This window comes from Ichthyenterobacterium magnum (assembly GCF_003610635.1).
GTDB classification, from domain to species: Bacteria; Bacteroidota; Bacteroidia; order Flavobacteriales; family Flavobacteriaceae; genus Ichthyenterobacterium; species Ichthyenterobacterium magnum.
On sequence record NZ_RAQJ01000003.1, the window covers coordinates 357,152 to 375,927 of the forward strand.

At 30.4% G+C, this 18,776-nt stretch carries 19 protein-coding genes; 13 read left to right on the forward strand and 6 right to left on the reverse strand.

Annotation, left to right across the window (positions count from 1 at the left end):
• Nucleotides 1-59: 59 nt before the first annotated feature.
• From BXY80_RS09880 to BXY80_RS09905, 7 genes are all read left to right on the forward strand, one after another.
• Nucleotides 60-1,205 carry an ABC transporter substrate-binding protein gene (locus BXY80_RS09880; protein WP_120201459.1) on the forward strand — a complete coding sequence of 382 codons (1,146 nt, stop codon included), beginning with the start codon at nt 60-62 and terminating at the stop codon, nt 1,203-1,205.
• A complete protein-coding gene (locus tag BXY80_RS09885; RefSeq protein WP_120201461.1) occupies nt 1,206-2,222 on the forward strand; it encodes a FecCD family ABC transporter permease in 1,017 nt (338 codons plus the stop codon). It begins immediately after the preceding gene.
• Complete coding sequence (locus tag BXY80_RS09890; RefSeq protein ID WP_120201463.1) at nt 2,222-3,019, forward strand: ABC transporter ATP-binding protein; 798 nt, start codon at nt 2,222-2,224, stop codon at nt 3,017-3,019. Before BXY80_RS09885 ends, BXY80_RS09890 begins: the two co-directional genes overlap by 1 nt.
• A 92-nt stretch (nt 3,020-3,111) precedes the next feature.
• On the forward strand, nt 3,112-4,431 hold the full coding sequence (rmuC, locus tag BXY80_RS09895; RefSeq protein WP_120201465.1) for a DNA recombination protein RmuC: 1,320 nt from the start codon (nt 3,112-3,114) through the stop codon (nt 4,429-4,431).
• 44 nt (nt 4,432-4,475) lie between these two features.
• A complete protein-coding gene (locus BXY80_RS13945; RefSeq protein WP_162843301.1) occupies nt 4,476-4,631 on the forward strand; it encodes a hotdog domain-containing protein in 156 nt (51 codons plus the stop codon).
• A gap of 313 nt (nt 4,632-4,944) precedes the next feature.
• Entirely contained in the window at nt 4,945-5,580 is a 636-nt protein-coding gene (locus BXY80_RS09900) for a SatD family protein (protein ID WP_120201467.1), read from the forward strand.
• Complete coding sequence (locus BXY80_RS09905; RefSeq protein WP_120201469.1) at nt 5,577-6,284, forward strand: DUF3307 domain-containing protein; 708 nt, start codon at nt 5,577-5,579, stop codon at nt 6,282-6,284. The genes BXY80_RS09900 and BXY80_RS09905 overlap by 4 nt, the downstream gene beginning before the upstream one ends.
• Here BXY80_RS09905 and BXY80_RS09910 read toward each other — a convergent pair.
• Genes BXY80_RS09910 through BXY80_RS09920 form a run of 3 tightly spaced genes read right to left on the reverse strand, consistent with a single transcriptional unit; the run spans nt 6,274 to nt 10,038 of the window.
• Nucleotides 6,274-8,574, reverse strand: a complete 2,301-nt coding sequence (locus BXY80_RS09910) for a TonB-dependent receptor plug domain-containing protein (RefSeq protein WP_120201471.1) — start codon at nt 8,572-8,574, stop codon at nt 6,274-6,276. The genes BXY80_RS09905 and BXY80_RS09910 overlap by 11 nt on opposite strands.
• Nucleotides 8,558-9,466 (reverse strand): FecR family protein, encoded by a 909-nt coding sequence (locus BXY80_RS09915; RefSeq protein ID WP_120201473.1) that lies wholly within the window; start codon nt 9,464-9,466, stop codon nt 8,558-8,560. The genes BXY80_RS09910 and BXY80_RS09915 overlap by 17 nt, the downstream gene beginning before the upstream one ends.
• A 47-nt stretch (nt 9,467-9,513) precedes the next feature.
• Nucleotides 9,514-10,038: an RNA polymerase sigma factor gene (locus tag BXY80_RS09920; protein ID WP_120201475.1), complete on the reverse strand. Its 525-nt coding sequence runs from the start codon at nt 10,036-10,038 to the stop codon at nt 9,514-9,516.
• A gap of 110 nt (nt 10,039-10,148) precedes the next feature.
• Between BXY80_RS09920 and BXY80_RS09925 the strand changes: the two genes are divergently transcribed.
• From BXY80_RS09925 to BXY80_RS09950, 6 genes are all read left to right on the forward strand, one after another.
• Nucleotides 10,149-11,225: a hypothetical protein gene (locus BXY80_RS09925; RefSeq protein WP_120201477.1), complete on the forward strand. Its 1,077-nt coding sequence runs from the start codon at nt 10,149-10,151 to the stop codon at nt 11,223-11,225.
• A 104-nt stretch (nt 11,226-11,329) separates the two neighbouring features.
• Nucleotides 11,330-11,707 (forward strand): OB-fold protein, encoded by a 378-nt coding sequence (locus tag BXY80_RS09930; protein ID WP_120201479.1) that lies wholly within the window; start codon nt 11,330-11,332, stop codon nt 11,705-11,707.
• Between the two features lie 11 nt (nt 11,708-11,718).
• Nucleotides 11,719-12,486: a T9SS type A sorting domain-containing protein gene (locus BXY80_RS09935; protein ID WP_162843302.1), complete on the forward strand. Its 768-nt coding sequence runs from the start codon at nt 11,719-11,721 to the stop codon at nt 12,484-12,486.
• Between the two features lie 161 nt (nt 12,487-12,647).
• Entirely contained in the window at nt 12,648-13,499 is an 852-nt protein-coding gene (locus BXY80_RS09940) for a DUF5777 family beta-barrel protein (RefSeq protein WP_120201586.1), read from the forward strand.
• A 10-nt stretch (nt 13,500-13,509) separates the two neighbouring features.
• A complete protein-coding gene (locus BXY80_RS09945) occupies nt 13,510-13,869 on the forward strand; it encodes a hypothetical protein (RefSeq protein WP_120201483.1) in 360 nt (119 codons plus the stop codon).
• A gap of 12 nt (nt 13,870-13,881) precedes the next feature.
• Complete coding sequence (locus BXY80_RS09950) at nt 13,882-14,427, forward strand: YceI family protein (RefSeq protein ID WP_120201485.1); 546 nt, start codon at nt 13,882-13,884, stop codon at nt 14,425-14,427.
• Nucleotides 14,428-14,479: 52 nt separating this feature from the next.
• Here the strand turns inward: BXY80_RS09950 and BXY80_RS09955 are convergent, their stop codons facing one another.
• The 3 genes from BXY80_RS09955 to carB all read right to left on the reverse strand — a co-directional run bounded on the left by BXY80_RS09955 (nt 14,480) and on the right by carB (nt 18,769).
• Nucleotides 14,480-15,304 (reverse strand): T9SS type A sorting domain-containing protein, encoded by an 825-nt coding sequence (locus BXY80_RS09955; protein WP_120201487.1) that lies wholly within the window; start codon nt 15,302-15,304, stop codon nt 14,480-14,482.
• Nucleotides 15,305-15,311: 7 nt separating this feature from the next.
• Nucleotides 15,312-15,836 carry an ankyrin repeat domain-containing protein gene (locus BXY80_RS09960; protein WP_245977250.1) on the reverse strand — a complete coding sequence of 175 codons (525 nt, stop codon included), beginning with the start codon at nt 15,834-15,836 and terminating at the stop codon, nt 15,312-15,314.
• 80 nt (nt 15,837-15,916) lie between these two features.
• The gene (gene carB, locus BXY80_RS09965) at nt 15,917-18,769 is read right to left on the reverse strand and encodes a carbamoyl-phosphate synthase large subunit (RefSeq protein WP_120201489.1); all 2,853 of its coding nucleotides are present in this window, start codon (nt 18,767-18,769) and stop codon (nt 15,917-15,919) included.
• Between the last annotated feature and the right edge of the window lie 7 nt (nt 18,770-18,776).

An 18,776-nucleotide genomic window follows, 5' to 3' on the forward strand; every position in this document is an offset into this window, starting at 1 on the left:
TTTAATCTTCTAAGCAAAACATTAAATAATATTACTTTTGATGCATAAAAGAAATAATTTTGAAAAATTATATAACCTTACTTTTATTAATCTTAATCTTCTCCTGTAAAGAAGACAAAGGCTTAAAAAGATTACTACCACCTAAATCAATCGAACATGTTAATTTATCTCATGCAACTGGTTTTTCAATAAGCAAAAACGAAAATTTTTCTATTCTAGAAATTAAAAATCCTTGGCCAAAAGCTGAAAAGACATATCGCTATGCATTAATTACTAAAGAGAAAGCTTCAATAACGTCTTTTCTAAAAGATGATTATGATGGCATTATTACCTTACCTATAGAAAATATTGTTGTAACATCTACAACTCACATTCCTGCTTTAGAGCTTTTAGGTGTCGAACAAACTCTTGTAGGTTTTCCTGGATGTGATTATGTATCATCAGAAAAAACACGCATCAGAATAGATAATGGAAAAGTTAGAGAACTTGGCAAAAATGAAGGCTTAAATACCGAAGTGCTTCTTGAACTCAATCCAGATTTGGTAGTGGGTTTTGGTGTTGATGGCACTAGTAAATCTTTAAATACCATTAAAACATCTGGAATTCCAGTAATTTATAATGGTGATTGGGTTGAGTCTTCACCTTTAGCAAAAGCAGAATGGATTAAGTTTTTTGGCGCACTTTTTAATAAAGAAAAAGAAGCGGATTCTATTTTTAATCACATTGAAAAAGACTATTTAGAAGCAAAACAACTCGCATTAAAAGTAAAAAAACAACCTACTATTTTAAGTGGTGCCATGCATAAAGACATTTGGTATTTGCCAAAAGGAACAAGCTCGGAAGCTCAAATTTTAAAAGATGCCAATACAAATTATCTTTGGAGTACAACCACAGGAAGTGGTAGTTTAGCTTTAAGTTTTGAAACTGTCTTTGATAAAGCCAAGCAAGCAGACTTGTGGTTAAGTCCATCTTATTACCCAAGTTTTGAAGCTTTAGAAAAGGCCAACGCTCATTACACTAAATTTGATGCTTTTAAAAACAAAAACATCTATACGTTTTCTAACACCACAGGAAAAACTGGAGGTGTTTTATATTACGAATTAGGTATAGCAAGACCAGATTTAGTGCTCAAAGATATTATAAAAGTTTGTCACCCAGAATTACTAAAAAATTATCAACCTTACTTTTTTAAACCTTTACAATAGTTGACAAACACAAAAACATATAGAAACTCGTTTATAGCATTAATCATTATTTTGATTGTCTGTTTTATAGGTAATATTAGTTTAGGCTCTGTTTCTATTTCTACAAAAGAAATTTTTAATAGCTTATTTGGTACTGCAGATAACTATATTATTCTAAACTATAGATTACCAAAAGCTGTTACAGCAATTTTAGTTGGCTCAGGTTTAGGTATATCTGGATTATTAATGCAAACCTTATTTAGAAATCCATTAGCTGGTCCATTTGTTTTGGGTATTAGTTCTGGAGCAAGTTTAGGAGTTGCCTTAATTATTTTAGGTTCAGGTCTGTTTGGAGGTGCAATGGCCAGTTTATTTATGTTTAAATGGAGCATAGTTATTGCTGCAAGTTTAGGTAGTTTTTTAGTACTATTAGCTGTAATGCTAGTCTCATCAAAAGTTAGAGATACTATGGCTATTCTAATTATTGGGTTGATGTTTGGGAGCATTACAGCCGCAATTGTAAGTGTGCTCTCCTATTTTAGTTCTGCTGAGCAACTACAACAATACATTTTTTGGGGATTTGGAAGCCTAGGAAACCTATCTTGGAATGAGCTTTTTATTTTCTTTATCATTTATTGTATAGGAATACTAATGACTATAGCATCAATTAAAGCATTAAATACGTTTTTACTTGGTGAAAACTATGCAAAAAGCTTAGGTTTAAATATTAAACAAAGTCGCTTAATTATAATTCTTGCAACTAGTTTACTTGCAGGAACCATTACCGCTTTTGCTGGACCAATAGCCTTTATAGGTTTGGCTATTCCGCATATGACACGTCAAATTTTCAACACCTCAAATCATAAAATATTGCTACCAGCTGTTTTTCTATTTGGTGCAATTATTATGCTTATTTGCGATAGTATTGCGCAATTACCAACTAGTGATTATACGCTTCCAATTAATGCCATTACATCTTTAATTGGAGCTCCAGTAGTTATTTGGCTATTAATTAGAAAACGAAAAATGATGTTTTAATGACTAATAAATCTAATCAACATATCATTTTAAAAACAGATAAACTTTCAATTGGCTATAAAACCAAGAAGAAAGAAACAGTTATTAGTTCAAATATAACTATTGAATTACATAAAGGTGAGCTTATTGGTTTAGTTGGTGCAAATGGTATTGGAAAGTCTACTTTATTAAAAACTATAACCAATGTACAACAAGCTCTAAATGGTGATATCTTTATTAATAAAAAAACTTTAGAAACATACTACGCAAATGAATTAGCTAAAGCCATGAGCTTGGTATTAACAGAGCCTATAGCTTCTAAAAACTTATCAGTGTTTGAAGTCGTGGCTTTAGGGCGACAGCCTTACACAAATTGGGTTGGTAACCTAAGTGAAAACGATTTCTTAATTATAAACCAAGCGTTGCAACAAACTAATATTGACGATTTAAAACATAAAAAGTGTTTCGAACTCAGCGATGGTCAATTACAAAAAGTGATGATCGCTCGCGCTTTAGCCCAAGATACAGATTTGATAATTCTTGATGAGCCAACAACGCATCTAGATATGTATCATAAAGCTTATATCCTAAAGTTGCTACAACGTTTAACAAAAGAAACTGGTAAAACCATTTTGTTTTCCTCACATGAAATAGATTTAGCCATTCAATTATGTGATTCAATGATAGTAATGACTGAAGACGCAGTAGTTTCAAACTCACCAAACAAACTAATAAGCCAAGGTGTTTTTGAAAATCTTTTCCCTGATGATTTAATCTCTTTCGACAAGAATTCTGAAAGCTTTAAGGTTAATAAATGAGAGTTAGAATTTCTTTTTTTCTGTTAAAACTTCTAAGTTTTAGCTTCAGGCTTCAACTAAAAAAATTATCTTTGGTTAAACTTCAATTTTAAATGAACGACAACCTTATTCTCATACTTTCTATATTAATTTCTGCAGCAATTGGTGCTTATTTAGGAATGCTTTTTACTAAACTAAAAAGTAAAAGTGAACAGAGTACACTTCAAGAACGTCAGAATCAAATGGCTTCTAATATTGAATTGCTAAAAGAAAATCTTAATAAAATTGAAAATGAACGCGAAGATATTAGACGAGAAAAGGAGTTTTTAAATGCTGAATTAACTCGGAAAAATACTGAGTATGAAAACCTTCAGCAACAAAATTTAAAACGTGATGAAGAGTTAGAAGTTAGACAAGAGCAACTACGCAAAGACTTTGAGTTATTAGCCACAAAAATCTTAGATGAAAAATCAGAAAAATTCACACTTCAGAATAAAGAAAATATAAAGCAGATTTTAAATCCTTTACAAGAAAAAATTCAAGGTTTTGAGAAAAAGGTTGAAGATTCTCAAAAAGAAAGTATTAGTATGCATTCTGCTTTAAAAGAGCAGCTACTTGGCTTAAAAGACCTCAATCAGCAAATGACCAAAGAAGCTACCAATTTAACTAAAGCCTTAAAAGGCGATAGTAAAATGCAAGGAAATTGGGGTGAATTGGTACTTGAGCGTGTTCTTGAAAAATCTGGATTAGAAAAAGACAGAGAATATTTTGTACAACAGAGTTTTACTTTAGATGATGGTTCTCGTGTGCTTCCAGATGTGGTTTTACATCTTCCAGATAACAAAAAAATGATTATTGACAGTAAAGTGTCATTAACTGATTACGAACGCCTTGTAAATGCCGAAGATGACGATAAACCTACATTTTTAAAAGCACATGTTAATTCTATTAAAAAACATGTTGATCAATTGTCTGATAAAAACTATCAAGATTTATATGATATAGAATCACCAGATTTTGTTTTAATGTTTATCCCAATAGAACCTGCATTTGCTGTTGCTATTAATGATGATAACTCGCTATATAATAAAGCATTCGAGAAAAACATTGTAATTGTTACACCTTCTACGCTTTTAGCAACATTACGCACAATTGATACGATGTGGAATAATGAAAAACAACAGCGTAATGCTATAGAAATAGCACGTCAAGCTGGTGCTTTATATGATAAGTTTCATAATTTAATGAGTGACTTAACTAGTGTAGGAAATGATATGGATAGAGCCAAAAAGAATTATTCTCTAGCAATGAATAAACTCTTTGAAGGCAGAGGAAATCTTATCACAAGTGTTGAGAAGCTTAAAAAAATGGGAGCCAAAGCTAAAAAGGCATTACCTGAAGCTATTGTAAAACGTGCAGAAGACGATGAGTAATTATAAAAATATACGATTCAACACGTATTAGCATATCACAACTTATGCAACCTATACATTCAAATTTTGAGGTAAAAATTCATGGTAGTTATATTTTAAGCATAATGGATGAAATTGCTTTTGCTTGTGCTTCAAAACACTCTGGCACTTATTGTGTTACTGCTTCTGCAAATACAGTATGGCTTTTTAAGCCTTATTAAGGTTGGCAAGCGTAACTATGAAAGCTTCAATAAATTATGTTGATAGCACCTCAATACTCTTTGGTATTCGTGTTGAGATATAAAATACTAAAATAAAAGTGATTAAGCACTGTAATTTTTCTTATGTTCACTACTTAGAAGACTTAAAAAACTATTGTGCAAAAATTTACCTCCTAAAAGATTATAGCTAATTACACTCTACCTGTTCAATATTTCTTAAGTAAGGAACACGTATACATTCCGTTTTAAAGGCATGTATTTGTTTATTCCATAATTATGGCATATATTTGTTTATTCCATAAATAAGGAATAAATGACAAGCGTAATAACTGGAGACATAATTAGGTCTGGGAAATTTACCAACCCAGAAACATGGTTAATGCCTTTAAAAGAAGCATTAACAAAAACTGGTATAGATAAAAAATATTGGGAAATATATCGTGGTGATAGCTTTCAAATTGAAGTTAAAAATAACCAACAAGTCTTTTATATAGTAACATATATTAAAGCATGTATAAAAACAGTAAAAGGATTAGATGTGCGTATGGCAATTGGTGTTGGTGATAAAACTTTTGAAGGAAGTATAGTCACAGAATCTAATGGTGAAGCTTTTCAATTTTCAGGGGAAACTTTAGAGCAGTTGAAAGGAGAAAAAACTAATTTAAAAATAAAGACAAGATATTTAAACTTAAACAAAGAGCTTAATTTATATTTTAGACTAGCTCTTATATCGATGGATAATTGGACTGTCAACTCTTCTGAAGTTATTAAATTATACTTAGAAAACTATGGCGTTTCGCAGTCAGAAATGGCTGAAGCAATAGGCATTAGTCAGGATGCAATTAGTAAACGTTTTAAACGAGCTAATTTTAATGATATAATGGATTTAAATAGATTATACAATGAGAAAATAACTCTATTAGAATTAAATTTAATTAAAGAAAAATGATTTTACTTATAAAACTATTTTTAACACATATAATTGGAGATTTCTTTTTACAACCAGAAAAATGGGTTAAAGAAAAGGAAGTCAAGAAACTTAAATCGCCAAAATTGTATTTGCATATTGCCATTCATGTGGCCCTTTTATTTATTATGCTTTGGGATATTACATTATGGCCAGTAATAGTTATTATTGGTGTGTCACATTTCATTATTGATGCTACAAAACTTTTAATCCAGAAAGAGGAAACAAAAAAAATGTTCTTCTTTATAGACCAGTTGCTACATATATTTATTATCGTCTTGGTCTATTTCTTATTTACAGAACAAACATTTTCTCTCAACGGTTTAATAACAGAACACAATCTTTTACTCCTGAGTTGTGTTTTATTTTTAACAATTCCCGTATCTATTATTATGAAAGCTATTTTTTTAAAATGGGATATTTCAAAACTAACTGAAAATAACGAATCTCTAAAAGACGCTGGCAAATATATTGGTATATTAGAACGAATTCTCGTTTTTACATTTATTATTGCCGACCATTGGGAAGCTGTTGGGTTTTTAATTACTGCCAAATCTGTTTTTAGATTTGGAGATTTAAAAGAATCTAAACATAGAAAATTAACCGAATATATTTTAATAGGAACACTTATAAGTTTTGGTATTGCTATTGCTATTGGCTTATTATATTTATATGCTAAAAATTAACTCTAAAAAAAGCATTGGGTGTTATGCCTAAAGAACTCTGTCTAACTTCATTAATTGCATCATCATTAATTCTAAAAAAATTATTAACCTCATTACTTCTATCTAATACATTCCAGATTGAAATCCCCAAATTTGCATTCGCTTTTTTACCTAATTTAAAATTATAAAGTGCAGACACATCTAATCTTAAATAGCTTTTTAATTTACTTGTATTAGTTGCTTCAAAATTAATCTCATTATCTACTATCTCATGACCATTACTTGGATTTGTTGTTGGTTTCCCCGAATGCCAATTTAATCCGCTAGAAACTTTAAATCTACTAGAAACATAAGCCGTACCAAAGGTTATTGCGTGCGTAATATCATAATTACTAGGAAACGAATTTTCTGGAAGTGAATTAAATGTGTAATCGTTATTCATATAAGAATAACTTAACCATGCGTTAAAATTTTTAATATGTTTCCTTAATAAAACATCTAAACCAAAAACATCATAACTGCCGCTTGTTCTAATAAATTCGTATTGATTTTGGAATCCTTGACTTTGCGTTGTGATACCATCTATAGTCTTAAAATAGCTTTCGGTACTTACTAGCCATCCTTTGCTAGTATAATTAATACCTACAGATATTTGTTTACTCAGTAAAACAGGTATATCATTATCATTAGAGAGTTGCCATCTACGTTTTTCAATGCCTAAAAAATCATTTTGGAAATTAATAATTTGTGAAGTATTTTGATGCTTCATTTCTCCTAAAGCTTCAAATGTAAATGCATCAGAAATCTTATAATTAAAACTAAGCCTTGGTTCTAAAAGATGCTTTCTAAATTTATCTATATAGTTATATCTTAATCCAAAATTAAAGTTAGTTTTCCTATTTAATGATTTAAACTTTAATTGAGAGAAAAGTGCGTGGGTTCTAACAACTTCTGATACTAACTGTCTAAAAACAGGAACATCTACATCATTTAAATTTGTGACTTTTGTTTCAACAAAATGATAACCATTACGTAGTTGCAGCTTATTGTTTAATTTATAATTTGCTTTTAATTTTAGGCTTGTTTCTGAAACAACATTTTCTTGCAAAAACCTTTGATTATCAATTATATTGGCATTAATAGCTTTTAACTTATAATCTGTTTCATAAATCTCGAGTGAAGATTGCCATTTATTATTCCAAATTCTATTATAATTTATGCCTCCTGCAATACTATTTTGAGTTAGATTACTCTGCCTAGATTCTTCAACAGAATTTACCATAGCGTTTTCGTTAAACATAAGCTCATTGTCAACATTAATGAAATTGAGTTGTAGTTTATCTTTATCATTTATTTTATAAATCCATCTTAAAGACACATCATAAAAATCGAATGTTTTATCAGAATTGATGATACTGTTTACATTGGTTTCAACTTCTGTATCTTGCGAAATTCTATCAAACAAATTACTATATGTAGGTGTTTCTAATACATCACTAATTGATTTTCTTGCTGCAAATTGAAGCGAAGAGTTTTCGTTTACAGGAACATCTACAAACCCATTTACATCTATAAAGTTAGCTCCAAAACTGCCTTTAAACTCTTTATTAATTTTTTGCTCTGTTTTCATTGAAATGGTTCCAGAAACGCCATCGGTAAAACTGGTTTCTGTTCCATTTTTTATTAAACTTACTTCTTGCGTTATTTGCGGATTGTACATAGAAATAAGCCCAAAAAAATGTCCAGACTGGTACATTTTAATATCATCCCAAAGTATTAAATTTTGATCATGTGTTCCTCCTCTAATATTTATATTTGAAACCGTTTCATTACTACTTAAAATACCAGGAAATGCTTGAATTGTTTGCAATACATCTGTATCTATAAGGCCTGGAAGAATATCAAAATTTGAAAAATCGACTTGAAAAGACCCATCATTTAATTTATTTATTCCTTTAACCAAATAACTAGATATGACTACTTCTGGAAGTGATTGAAGTTTAAAAAACAACGTTTTATTATTGGCATTAACCAGAATAAAATTATCACTAACGATGAAAAAAGACAAACCTGTTAATTCTTCAATATATTCTAACGCTTTTTTTAAAGATAACTCTAAAGATGGTGGTTTGATTAGTATACCTTCAACACGATCCTCAGCATAGTTAAACTGAACACTATATTGCTGTTCTAAAACCTTAAAAATTTCTACAAGAGGTTTTGCACCAACTTCTTCTTGAGCATTTAAGCTAAAAGAAAAGGCGATAAAAAGTGTCAATACTAATAAAAGCAGCCTACTTTTTATTCCCATTAATGACAACTTGATTGGGTGTACTTATTTTATAGTTTAAGTCCATTGGCTCTGTAATAGACATAAGGGCATTTTCAATATTATTATGAGTAAATCCGCCAGAAAACAAACGTTTTTCATCTGTATTATTAACCTTTACATGAACACCATACTGACGCTCAAATTCTAAAATCACTCTAGAAAAAGGAACCGCTTTAAATGTGCTCACATTTTTTGTCCATTGCGGAACTGTATATGTTATTTTATCTTGAGTAAAAATAGTATTTAAAACACGATACGTATCTCCAGCTAACAACTGTCTTGTAATAGTATCTGAAGTTACGCGCACAATACCTTCAAAGCACTTAACTTCAAAATAATCATTGCGCTGTTTTACATTAAACTCTGTTCCTACTACAGTAACAATCCCATTACTAGTAACAACATCAAAGGTTTTACCTTTTGCTACTTTAAAATATGCTTCGCCATCCAATTCGAGCGTTCGTTTATTTTCCCAATTGCTTTTATTATAAACAAGCTTAGAATCTGCATTTAACGTTACTTGAGAATTATCTGGTAATTGAATTGTTGATTTCTGATTAACTAGGGTTTCTATTTGCGTCAGGTTATTATAAAAGAAAGAAAAATAAATAGCAAAGCCAATAACTAAAACACTTGCCATACGAAGCATTGGCTTAAACCAATCTATTTTTTTTATAGGTGTAGTATCTTGGTATGCCTCTTTAAATGTGTTAAAATCATCAACATCAGAAAAGTTTGATGCTTTAAAATGTTTTGCGTGGTCTAAAACATCAACATGTAATTGATAATCATTTAGCTTTTCAAATGCTTCTTTTTCTGCATCAGTCAACTCATTTTTTAACCACTTTTCTATTAAATAGTCTTTATCCATAAACGGCTTTATTACTTATATAACAACTAAAACATTATTTCTCCTTATTATTTTAATTTAAATCCTTCTAGTTCAGTTTTTAAAATTTTAAAAGCGCTATATATTCTATACTCAACAACTTTTTTTGTTACACCCAAGAGTTCTGCAATTTCACTATGCTTTTTTCCTTCAGCTTTACTTAATAAAAATGCAACGCGCTGATCCTCACTTAAACTAGAAAGTACTTTTTTATATTTTTCGAGAAACTGTTCTTGTTCTAAAATAAACTCAGGCGTCTCTTTTGTATAATGCTTTGGTTTATTTTGCTTGTACTTTAAAACTACCTTTTGATGCTTAATTTCATTAAGCGTTAAGTTATTTGCAACTGTAAACAAAAACGACTTTGCGTTATCTAAACTCACTTGTTTACAATTGTCCCAAAGCTTAATAAATGCTTCTTGCACTTTGTCTTTTGGATTAAATTGAGCACCATATTTATAGTACAAAAAATCGTGTAAATCTTTTGAATGTTGTTTATAAACACGCTCAAAAACTGGTGTTTCGCATACATTGTTAGTGCAATTCTCAGGCAATGGTCTAATAGTTTTGCTTAAAGGTAGATAAATATTTTTTTAATAAAAGTTCAGGAGTTTTAAAAGCCAAGTTGTTATATTATAAATGCGAACACGTTAATAAACGCATTATGACATCTAAACTAAATAAAACTACATATTTAATCATTATAGCTTTCTTGATGTTTTCATCTTGTAGAAAGGAAGAAATGGAGCTCATTCAAGCTCCAGATGAAGATACAGTTGAAGCAAACTCTAACATAGCATCTTTGTTGCAAAGAACAGCTTTAAATGATGGTTCTGAAGACAATATAATAGATTCTGCAAATTGTCTAAACGTAAAACTTCCAACAACTGTAACCGCTAATAATGAAGAACTTATTATAAACTCTAGTAGCGACTATTATAGTATTGAATATATTTTTGATGAAACTGATGACGATGTAGACGTATTAGATATTCAATTTCCTATAACAATAATTCAAGCAGATTTCACTGAAATTGTTATTAATAGTATTACTGCGTTACATAATTATGCTAGTAACTGTAATGGTGAAAACGAAATTGATGATGATATAGAATGTATAGATTTTCAATACCCATTTTCTGCTTCAGTTTTTGATATCAATACAGAATTATTTTCAACTGAAACATTTACAAATGACAATCAGCTATACACTTTTATTACAACTATTAATGATAGTAATATTGTAACTCTAAACTTTCCTATTACGCTTATACATTCAGACCAATCTCAAGTAATTGTAAATACTCTAAATGAGTTAGAAAGCTCTATAGAAAATGCTCAAAACAATTGCAATGAAGATGACGATTATGATTATAATGACGATGATTGTAATACTTGTACACCATCACAAATTGAAGCCATATTAATTAATTGCCCAAATTGGCATGTAGATAAGTTAAAAAGAAATGATACTAATTATGACTCTGCTTATGAGGGTTATGACTTCAACTTTTTTAATGATGGAACACTATCTGTTTTTTGGTCAAGTATTACTGTTTATGGAACATGGATAATTAGCGGAACTGGAAATAACATTACCGTAATAATAGATATACCCAGCTTACCGCTTTGCAACAATAATTGGAGATTACAAGAAGCTGGAGAAAACAATGATGAATCAAGAATAAATTTTGTTGTAGGAGATAATGATAGACTGAGATACAGAAACAATTGTAACTAAATAATGGCTAAAATGAAAAAGAAAAATTTAGCATATCTGTTAAATGCTTTAGCCAAAAAACTGCTTCAGTTAAAGTTCTGAAGCAGTTTTAAAAAAATATAATTATGAAAAAATATATTGCTCTTATTGCTTTAATATTAATTATCATAATTGGTTATAACTATATCTATAAAGACCATAGAGATATACATAAAGAACAACCCAAATTTACCATAAGCTCAAATAATATAAATGCAGAATTTATAAATAATCCTGTATTATCTCAGGAAAAATACTTGAACAAAACTATTGAAATCTCTGGTCAAGTAACAGAAGTAAACTCTAATAATATCACTTTAGATAATAAGGTGTTTTGTTTGTTTACTAACCAAATAATTAAAACAATAAAAAAAGGTGAAAAAGTAAAAATTAAAGGTCGTGTTATAGGATACGACGATTTGCTAGAGCAAATAAAGTTAGATCAATGTTCAATAATCAATTAAAATTAAATACTATGAAAAAAAATTACACAATTAAAGGAATTTTAGCACTAATGCTTATCACATTTATAAGCAATACTACTAATGCGCAAATTAGAATAGTTGAAGTAGATCCAGCAGCAGAAACAGTAAAGATTCATAATTATGGTGGATCAACAGTAAATATTGCAAACTATAGGCTTTGCTCTTTAATAGCTTACAGAACATTAAGCTCGCAAACTACAGTACAAAGCGGATCATTAAACTTAGGACCAAATCAAGATGTTGTTGTATCTATTAATGGCGGTGGTTATTTAAATGATACTGCAGCAGATTTAGGCTTATATCTTGCTACAGGAAGTTTTGGTGATGCAACAAGAATGGTAGACTTTATGCAATGGGGAAGCGGAGGAAATGGAAGAGAAAGTGTAGCTGTAACAAAAGGTATTTGGACAGCTGGTACATTTGTAAATGTTTCGCCACCATATGAGTATACCGGAAATGGAGGTCAAAACGGAGCATCATTTTGGGATACGTTATTAGGCATAGATGATTTCGAGAATTCATCTAGTTTTTCAGTGTACCCAAATCCAACAGATTCTATGCTGAATATTCAATTAAAAAGCGGGATTTCAAATGGAAATCTAGAGGTTTTTGATATACTAGGAAAGCTCGTTTTAAGCCAAGGTTTAAACTCAGAAAACCTATCAGAAATTAATGTTGCTCATCTTAATAGTGGTTTATATTTAATTAAAATTTCTGCTGAAGACAAATCTGAAACACAACGATTTATAAAAAATTAACATATACTAAATAGAGACTGTTTGAAAAGTGATTTTATTGTCATCTTGAGCTAAGTCTAAAAATCTCAACCATCTATAAATTAGAACTTTGATTTTTTAGAGATTCTTCATTTTCATTCAGAATGACACTTTTCAAACAGCCTTTTAAATTCAATATACTAATGAAAGTTTTACTACTGTTTCTATTTACTTTTTTTACTATTTCTGTAATAGCACAAAATGATTTGCTTAGTGAGATAGATACAGATTCAACACAAAATGATTATGTATCTGCAGCATTTAAGGGATTAAAAATCGTGAATTTTGAATCTACAAAACTTGTTGCGAAAAAAGAACTCACTTTTATTGTATCGCACAGATTTGGTAGTATTGAGAATGGATTAGATAATTTTTTTGGTCTAGATGATGCAGTTACAAGACTAAATTTTGTTTATGGAGTTACTGATGGGTTTAATATTGGTGTTTCGAGAAGTTCATTTCAAAAAGTGTATGATATAGCATTAAAATATCGTCTTTGTAGACAAAAGAAAATTGGTTCTCCTTTTACTATTGTAGGTTTTAATTCTATTACAATAAATACTGGTCTTGAAAAAGAAAACTTACCAAAATTGGAGTTTAAGCATCGCTTAAGCTATGTTATGCAATTACTAATTTCAAGAAAACTTAATACAAATTTTTCAGTAGAAATTGCGCCAACTTTCTTTCATGATAACTATGTGTTTTATAATCCACAAGATAATTCTCAATTTGCTCTTGGTATTGGAGGTAGACATAAACTAGGAAAACGTTGGTCAATAAATATGGATTATGGATGGCATTTAAATAGAGCTAGTAATTCTCCATTCAAAAACCCATTATCTATAGGTTTTGATTTAGAAACCGGAGGACACGTCTTTCAAATGCATTTTTCTAACGCTCAAGCCATGAACACAAACAGTTTTTTAGGCCAAGGAACAGGGAATTGGAGTGATGGTAACATCTATTTTGGATTTAATTTAAGTCGTGTATTTTAAACTATAAATCATGAAAAACAGTATTGCAACATTATTAATTTCTAGCTTAATACTATTTAATTGTACTAACGCTAGTGAAAATGATTTGATAGAGACTATACCATTGCCTACAGTTGTAACCTACACTTCTAATATAAAAACGATAATAGATAACAATTGTATAGAGTGTCATAACAATCCTCCAATAAACGATGCACCAATGCCATTATTAACTTATGAAAATGTTAAAGATGCAATTGAAAATAGAGGTTTAATAAATAGAATCTCTTCTGATGATTTAGCATTTTCTATGCCTTTTGGTGGTCCAAAATTACCTCAAAACTTGATAGACCTCGTTATACAATGGGAAGCAGATGGTTTAATAGAATAACACATAACCTAAATGAAACATTTAATTTATATACTCTTACTTATTTCTATTTCTAGCTTTTCTCAAAGCAAATACTATACAAAAGTTGGATTGGTAGCATTTGAAGCTTCTGTTCCTTCTTTTGAAGAAGTGAAAGCAAAGAACACTTCAACAACGGCTATTTTAAATACTGAAAATGGTGAATTTGCAGCTCTACTTCTAGTTAAAGGATTTCGTTTTAAAAATGCTTTAATGGAAGAACATTTTAATGAGAACTATGCTGAATCTGACACGTATCCTAAAGCAATATTTAAAGGTAAAATTGTTGGCTTTTCATCTGAAGAATTAAATCAAAACTCTAAACATTTGAGTTTTAATGGTGAACTGACATTTCACGGTATTTCAAAAAAACTAGAATCAATTAGTATTGATGTTAAAAGAATTGGTAACATAATTTATATCAAAGGACATTTTGAAGCTAATGCATCAGACTATGAAATAAAAATCCCGAAAATTGTAAGAAATAAAGTATCAGAAGCTATTAAAGTGTCTTTTGAATTTGAACTTAATCAGAAATAAAAAACCATCAGCAAAACTGATGGTTTAATAGTATCTTTATAATTGTAATTTGTTATTGTTTCACAAAACGTTTAGTAAGTGTTACATTATCATTAAATACTCTAACTAGATATATCCCACTATTCCATTTAGACACATCTATAGATGATGATAACGTACTAATTTCTCCTCTGTAAACTCTTTTCCCTAATACATCAAACACTGAAACATAAGCATTTTCTATACTTTGTGTTAAATGCAAATTAAGTCTTGAATGTGCTGGATTAGGTGAAATATAAAATTTATTAGGTGTAGCTTCAACACTATCTGTACTTAGAGTAAATGACTGCATAGTTATACCTCTATTCCCGCCATGATAAGCTATAGTATAAGTAAATCCAAACGACCATACTAAATCTAATGAAGCAGCTCCAGCAGAAAATACATAATCGCCATCATGACCTGTATCTGGTAATCTAGTTGCAACAATCTCTCTATTACCTGTTTCTCCATCTATAGTATTAGATACAATTGTCCAATCTTGATTATCATCTACACTAGGCTCAATACCTTGCGCATTGGTTCCTGGCGTCATCCCTTCAAGACCAAAATAACGATCAGATAAGTTGGTACCATCATAAATAACAACATCATTGCCCACTATCATACCTCTTGGTGTTCCACCTAAATCATTAGGATTTCCAAAACCTAAAGCCAAATATTTGCCATCAGGACCACTCAAAGTTAATGTCACAAGTGTAGAAGTAACGTCAATTTTTGCAGAAAAATTATAATCTTCATCACTAAAGAGTTGCATAGACCCTGTAGTATAAGTTTGACTAAATGCTATGTTAGAAAACCCGAACAAGCATAATATGATTAAAGTAATTTTTTTCATAGTCAATTTATTTATTATTAATAAGTTTAAGTATCGCTTCGTTTTGTGTCATTTTCGCATAATCTAAAGCAGAATCTCCTCTTTTATCTTTTAAAGTAGGATTAGCTCCTGCATCAACTAAAAGTTTGATTAATGCTTCATTACGATTAAAAACCGCATAATGTAAAGGGATTTTTCCATTAGCATCTACTTTATTTGGATCTGCTTTAAAGTCTAATAAAGCTTTAACAACTGCTTCTCTATTTTTATAAACAGCAGCCATTAAAGGTGTACCATATTTACTATTGCCATCTATATCCTTAACTTTACTAGCTAAAAAAACAGCTAACTCATCACTACCTTTATAACACGCCAAAGTTAATGGTGAAAACCCATTAGCGTCAACTACATTTATAGTATCAGCATTTATAGACATTAATGCTTTAAGTTCATCTATTGTACCAGAACGCGCCACATCAAATATATTCTTTTGCGAAAAAGAAAGTGTAGACATAAATAACAAAACAACTAAGTAAGCATGTTTAATCATCATTTAGATAAATTTTGAGACAATTTTCAGCTAAAATAATTATTAATAACCAATTACACTAGGTAGTTTATCGAAAATTATTGCTATTTACTCAAGTACATCTTACGTCTAGAGTACAAATTATAAAATTCGTCCTCCTTTAAGCTATCAATAAATAGTATACTTTCACCAGTACTTTTCATTTCTGGTCCTAGCTTTTTATTTACGTTAGGAAACTTATTAAATGAAAATACAGGTTGTTTTATAGCAAAACCTTCTAGTTTTGGATTAAAATTAAAATCTGTAACCTTTTTCTCTCCTAACATGACTTTGGTTGCGTAATTCACATAAGGTTCTCCATAAGCTTTAGCTATAAAAGGTACTGTACGAGAGGCTCTTGGGTTAGCTTCAATGATGTATACCTTATCATCTTTTATAGCAAACTGAATGTTTATTAGGCCTACTGTGTTTAAGGCTAATGCTATTTTTTTAGTATGGTCTTTAATTTGTTGCATTACAAACTCTCCCAAATTAAAAGGTGGTAAAGTAGCGTTACTATCACCAGAATGGATTCCGCAAGGTTCAATATGTTCCATTATACCAATGATATACACATTTTCTCCATCACAAATCGCATCTGCTTCAGCCTCTATGGCACCATCAAGATAATGATCTAATAACAGTTGATTATCAGGCATTTTACGAAGTAAATCTACGACATGCTCTTCTAGTTCTTGCTTGTTAATTACAATTTTCATGCCTTGACCTCCAAGTACATATGATGGTCTCACTAAAATTGGAAAATCTAATACATCTGCAATAGCAGAAGCTTCATCTGCTGTTGTAGCGATATCAAACTCTGGATAAGGAATATTATTCTCCTTTAAAAGATTAGAAAACAAGCCTCTATCTTCAGCTAAATCTAAAGATTGATATGTCGTTCCTAAAATTTTAATTCCGTAACGATCTAGTTTTTCAGCTAGTTTTAATGCTGTCTGTCCGCCTAATTGTACAATAACGCCTTCAGGTTTTTCATGACGAATAATATCATAAATATGTTCCCAAAAAACAGGTTCGAAATACAATTTATCTGCAATATCAAAATCTGTAGATACAGTTTCAGGATTACAGTTAATCATAATAGTTTCGTAGCCACATTCAGAACTAGCTAAAACGCCATGAACACAACAATAATCAAATTCTATACCTTGTCCGATTCGGTTTGGTCCAGATCCTAAAACTATAATTTTCTTTTTATCTGAAACTACACTTTCATTATGAGCATAACGTTCTCCATTTGTAGTTTCAACTTCATTTTCAAACGTAGAATAATAGTATGGTGTTTGTGCTTTAAACTCTGCAGCACAAGTGTCTACTAATTTGTAAACACGATTAATATTTAACTCTACTCTTTTATTATAAACTTGACTTTCTAAACATTTTAGCATGTGCGCTATTTGACGATCACCATAACCTTTTTGTTTAGCTTCTAGTAATAAGTCACGCTCAATAGTTTCAATATTAAATGTAGAAATCTCTTTTTCTAGCATATAAAGTTCTTCATATTGCTTTAAGAACCACATATCTATTTTTGTAATCTCATGTATTCTACTCAATGGAATTCCCATTTGAATGGCATCATAAATGGCAAATACACGATCCCAACTTGCATACGTTAGCTTATCTATAATTTGCTGATAATCTTTATAACCTTTTCCATCTGCTCCTAAACCATTACGCTTAATCTCTAAAGATTGTGTTGCTTTATGTAATGCTTCTTGAAATGAACGGCCAATAGCCATAACCTCACCAACAGCTTTCATTTGAAGTCCTAAAGTACGATCAGAACCTTCAAACTTATCAAAATTCCAACGCGGAATTTTAACTACAACATAATCTAACGTAGGCTCAAATAAAGCAGATGTAGATTTAGTGATTTGGTTATTAAGTTCATCTAAAGTATAACCAACGGCTAATTTAGCAGCAATTTTTGCAATAGGATATCCTGTTGCTTTACTTGCTAATGCAGAAGAACGAGAAACTCTAGGATTGATTTCTATAGCAATTATATCTTCCTTTTCATCAGGACTTACTGCAAACTGTACATTACATCCACCAGCAAAATCACCAATACTGCGCATCATATGTATTGCCATATCACGCATTCTTTGGTATGTAGTATCAGATAATGTCATAGCTGGAGCAACTGTTATAGAATCTCCTGTATGGATACCCATTGGATCCATGTTTTCTATTGTACAGATGATTACAACATTATCATTTTGGTCTCTAAGTAGTTCTAATTCGTATTCTTTCCAGCCGATTAAAGCTTTATCAATCATAACTTCATGAATTGGAGAGACTTCTAATCCACGCGTTAATAATTCATCAAATTGATCTTCAGTATGAACAAAAGAAGCACCTTCTCCACCCAAAGTATAGGATGCTCTAATTACTAAAGGAAACCCAAACTCTTGAGCAATTTCTTTTCCTTTTAAATATGAGTTTGCTGTAGCTTGTGGCGCCATTGGCACTCCTATTTTGAGCATTAATTCTCTAAATTGCTCTCTATCTTCAGTAATATTAATGGCATCAATATCAACACCAATAATATCTACATTAAAATCTTCCCAAATACCTTTTTCATCGGCTTGTATACATAAATTTAAGGCAGTTTGTCCACCCATTGTTGGCAATACAGCATCAATTTGTGGGTGTTCTTTTAGAATCTTTATTATCGATTTTGTTGTTAATGGCAACAAATACACATGGTCAGCCATTGTTGGATCCGTCATTATAGTTGCCGGATTAGAATTTATAAGTATGGTTTCAATACCATCTTCTCGAAGAGAGCGTAATGCTTGTGTCCCAGAATAATCAAATTCACAAGCTTGACCAATGATAATTGGACCAGATCCAATTATTAAAATAGATTTTAATTTTTCGTTTTTAGGCATTCTTTTG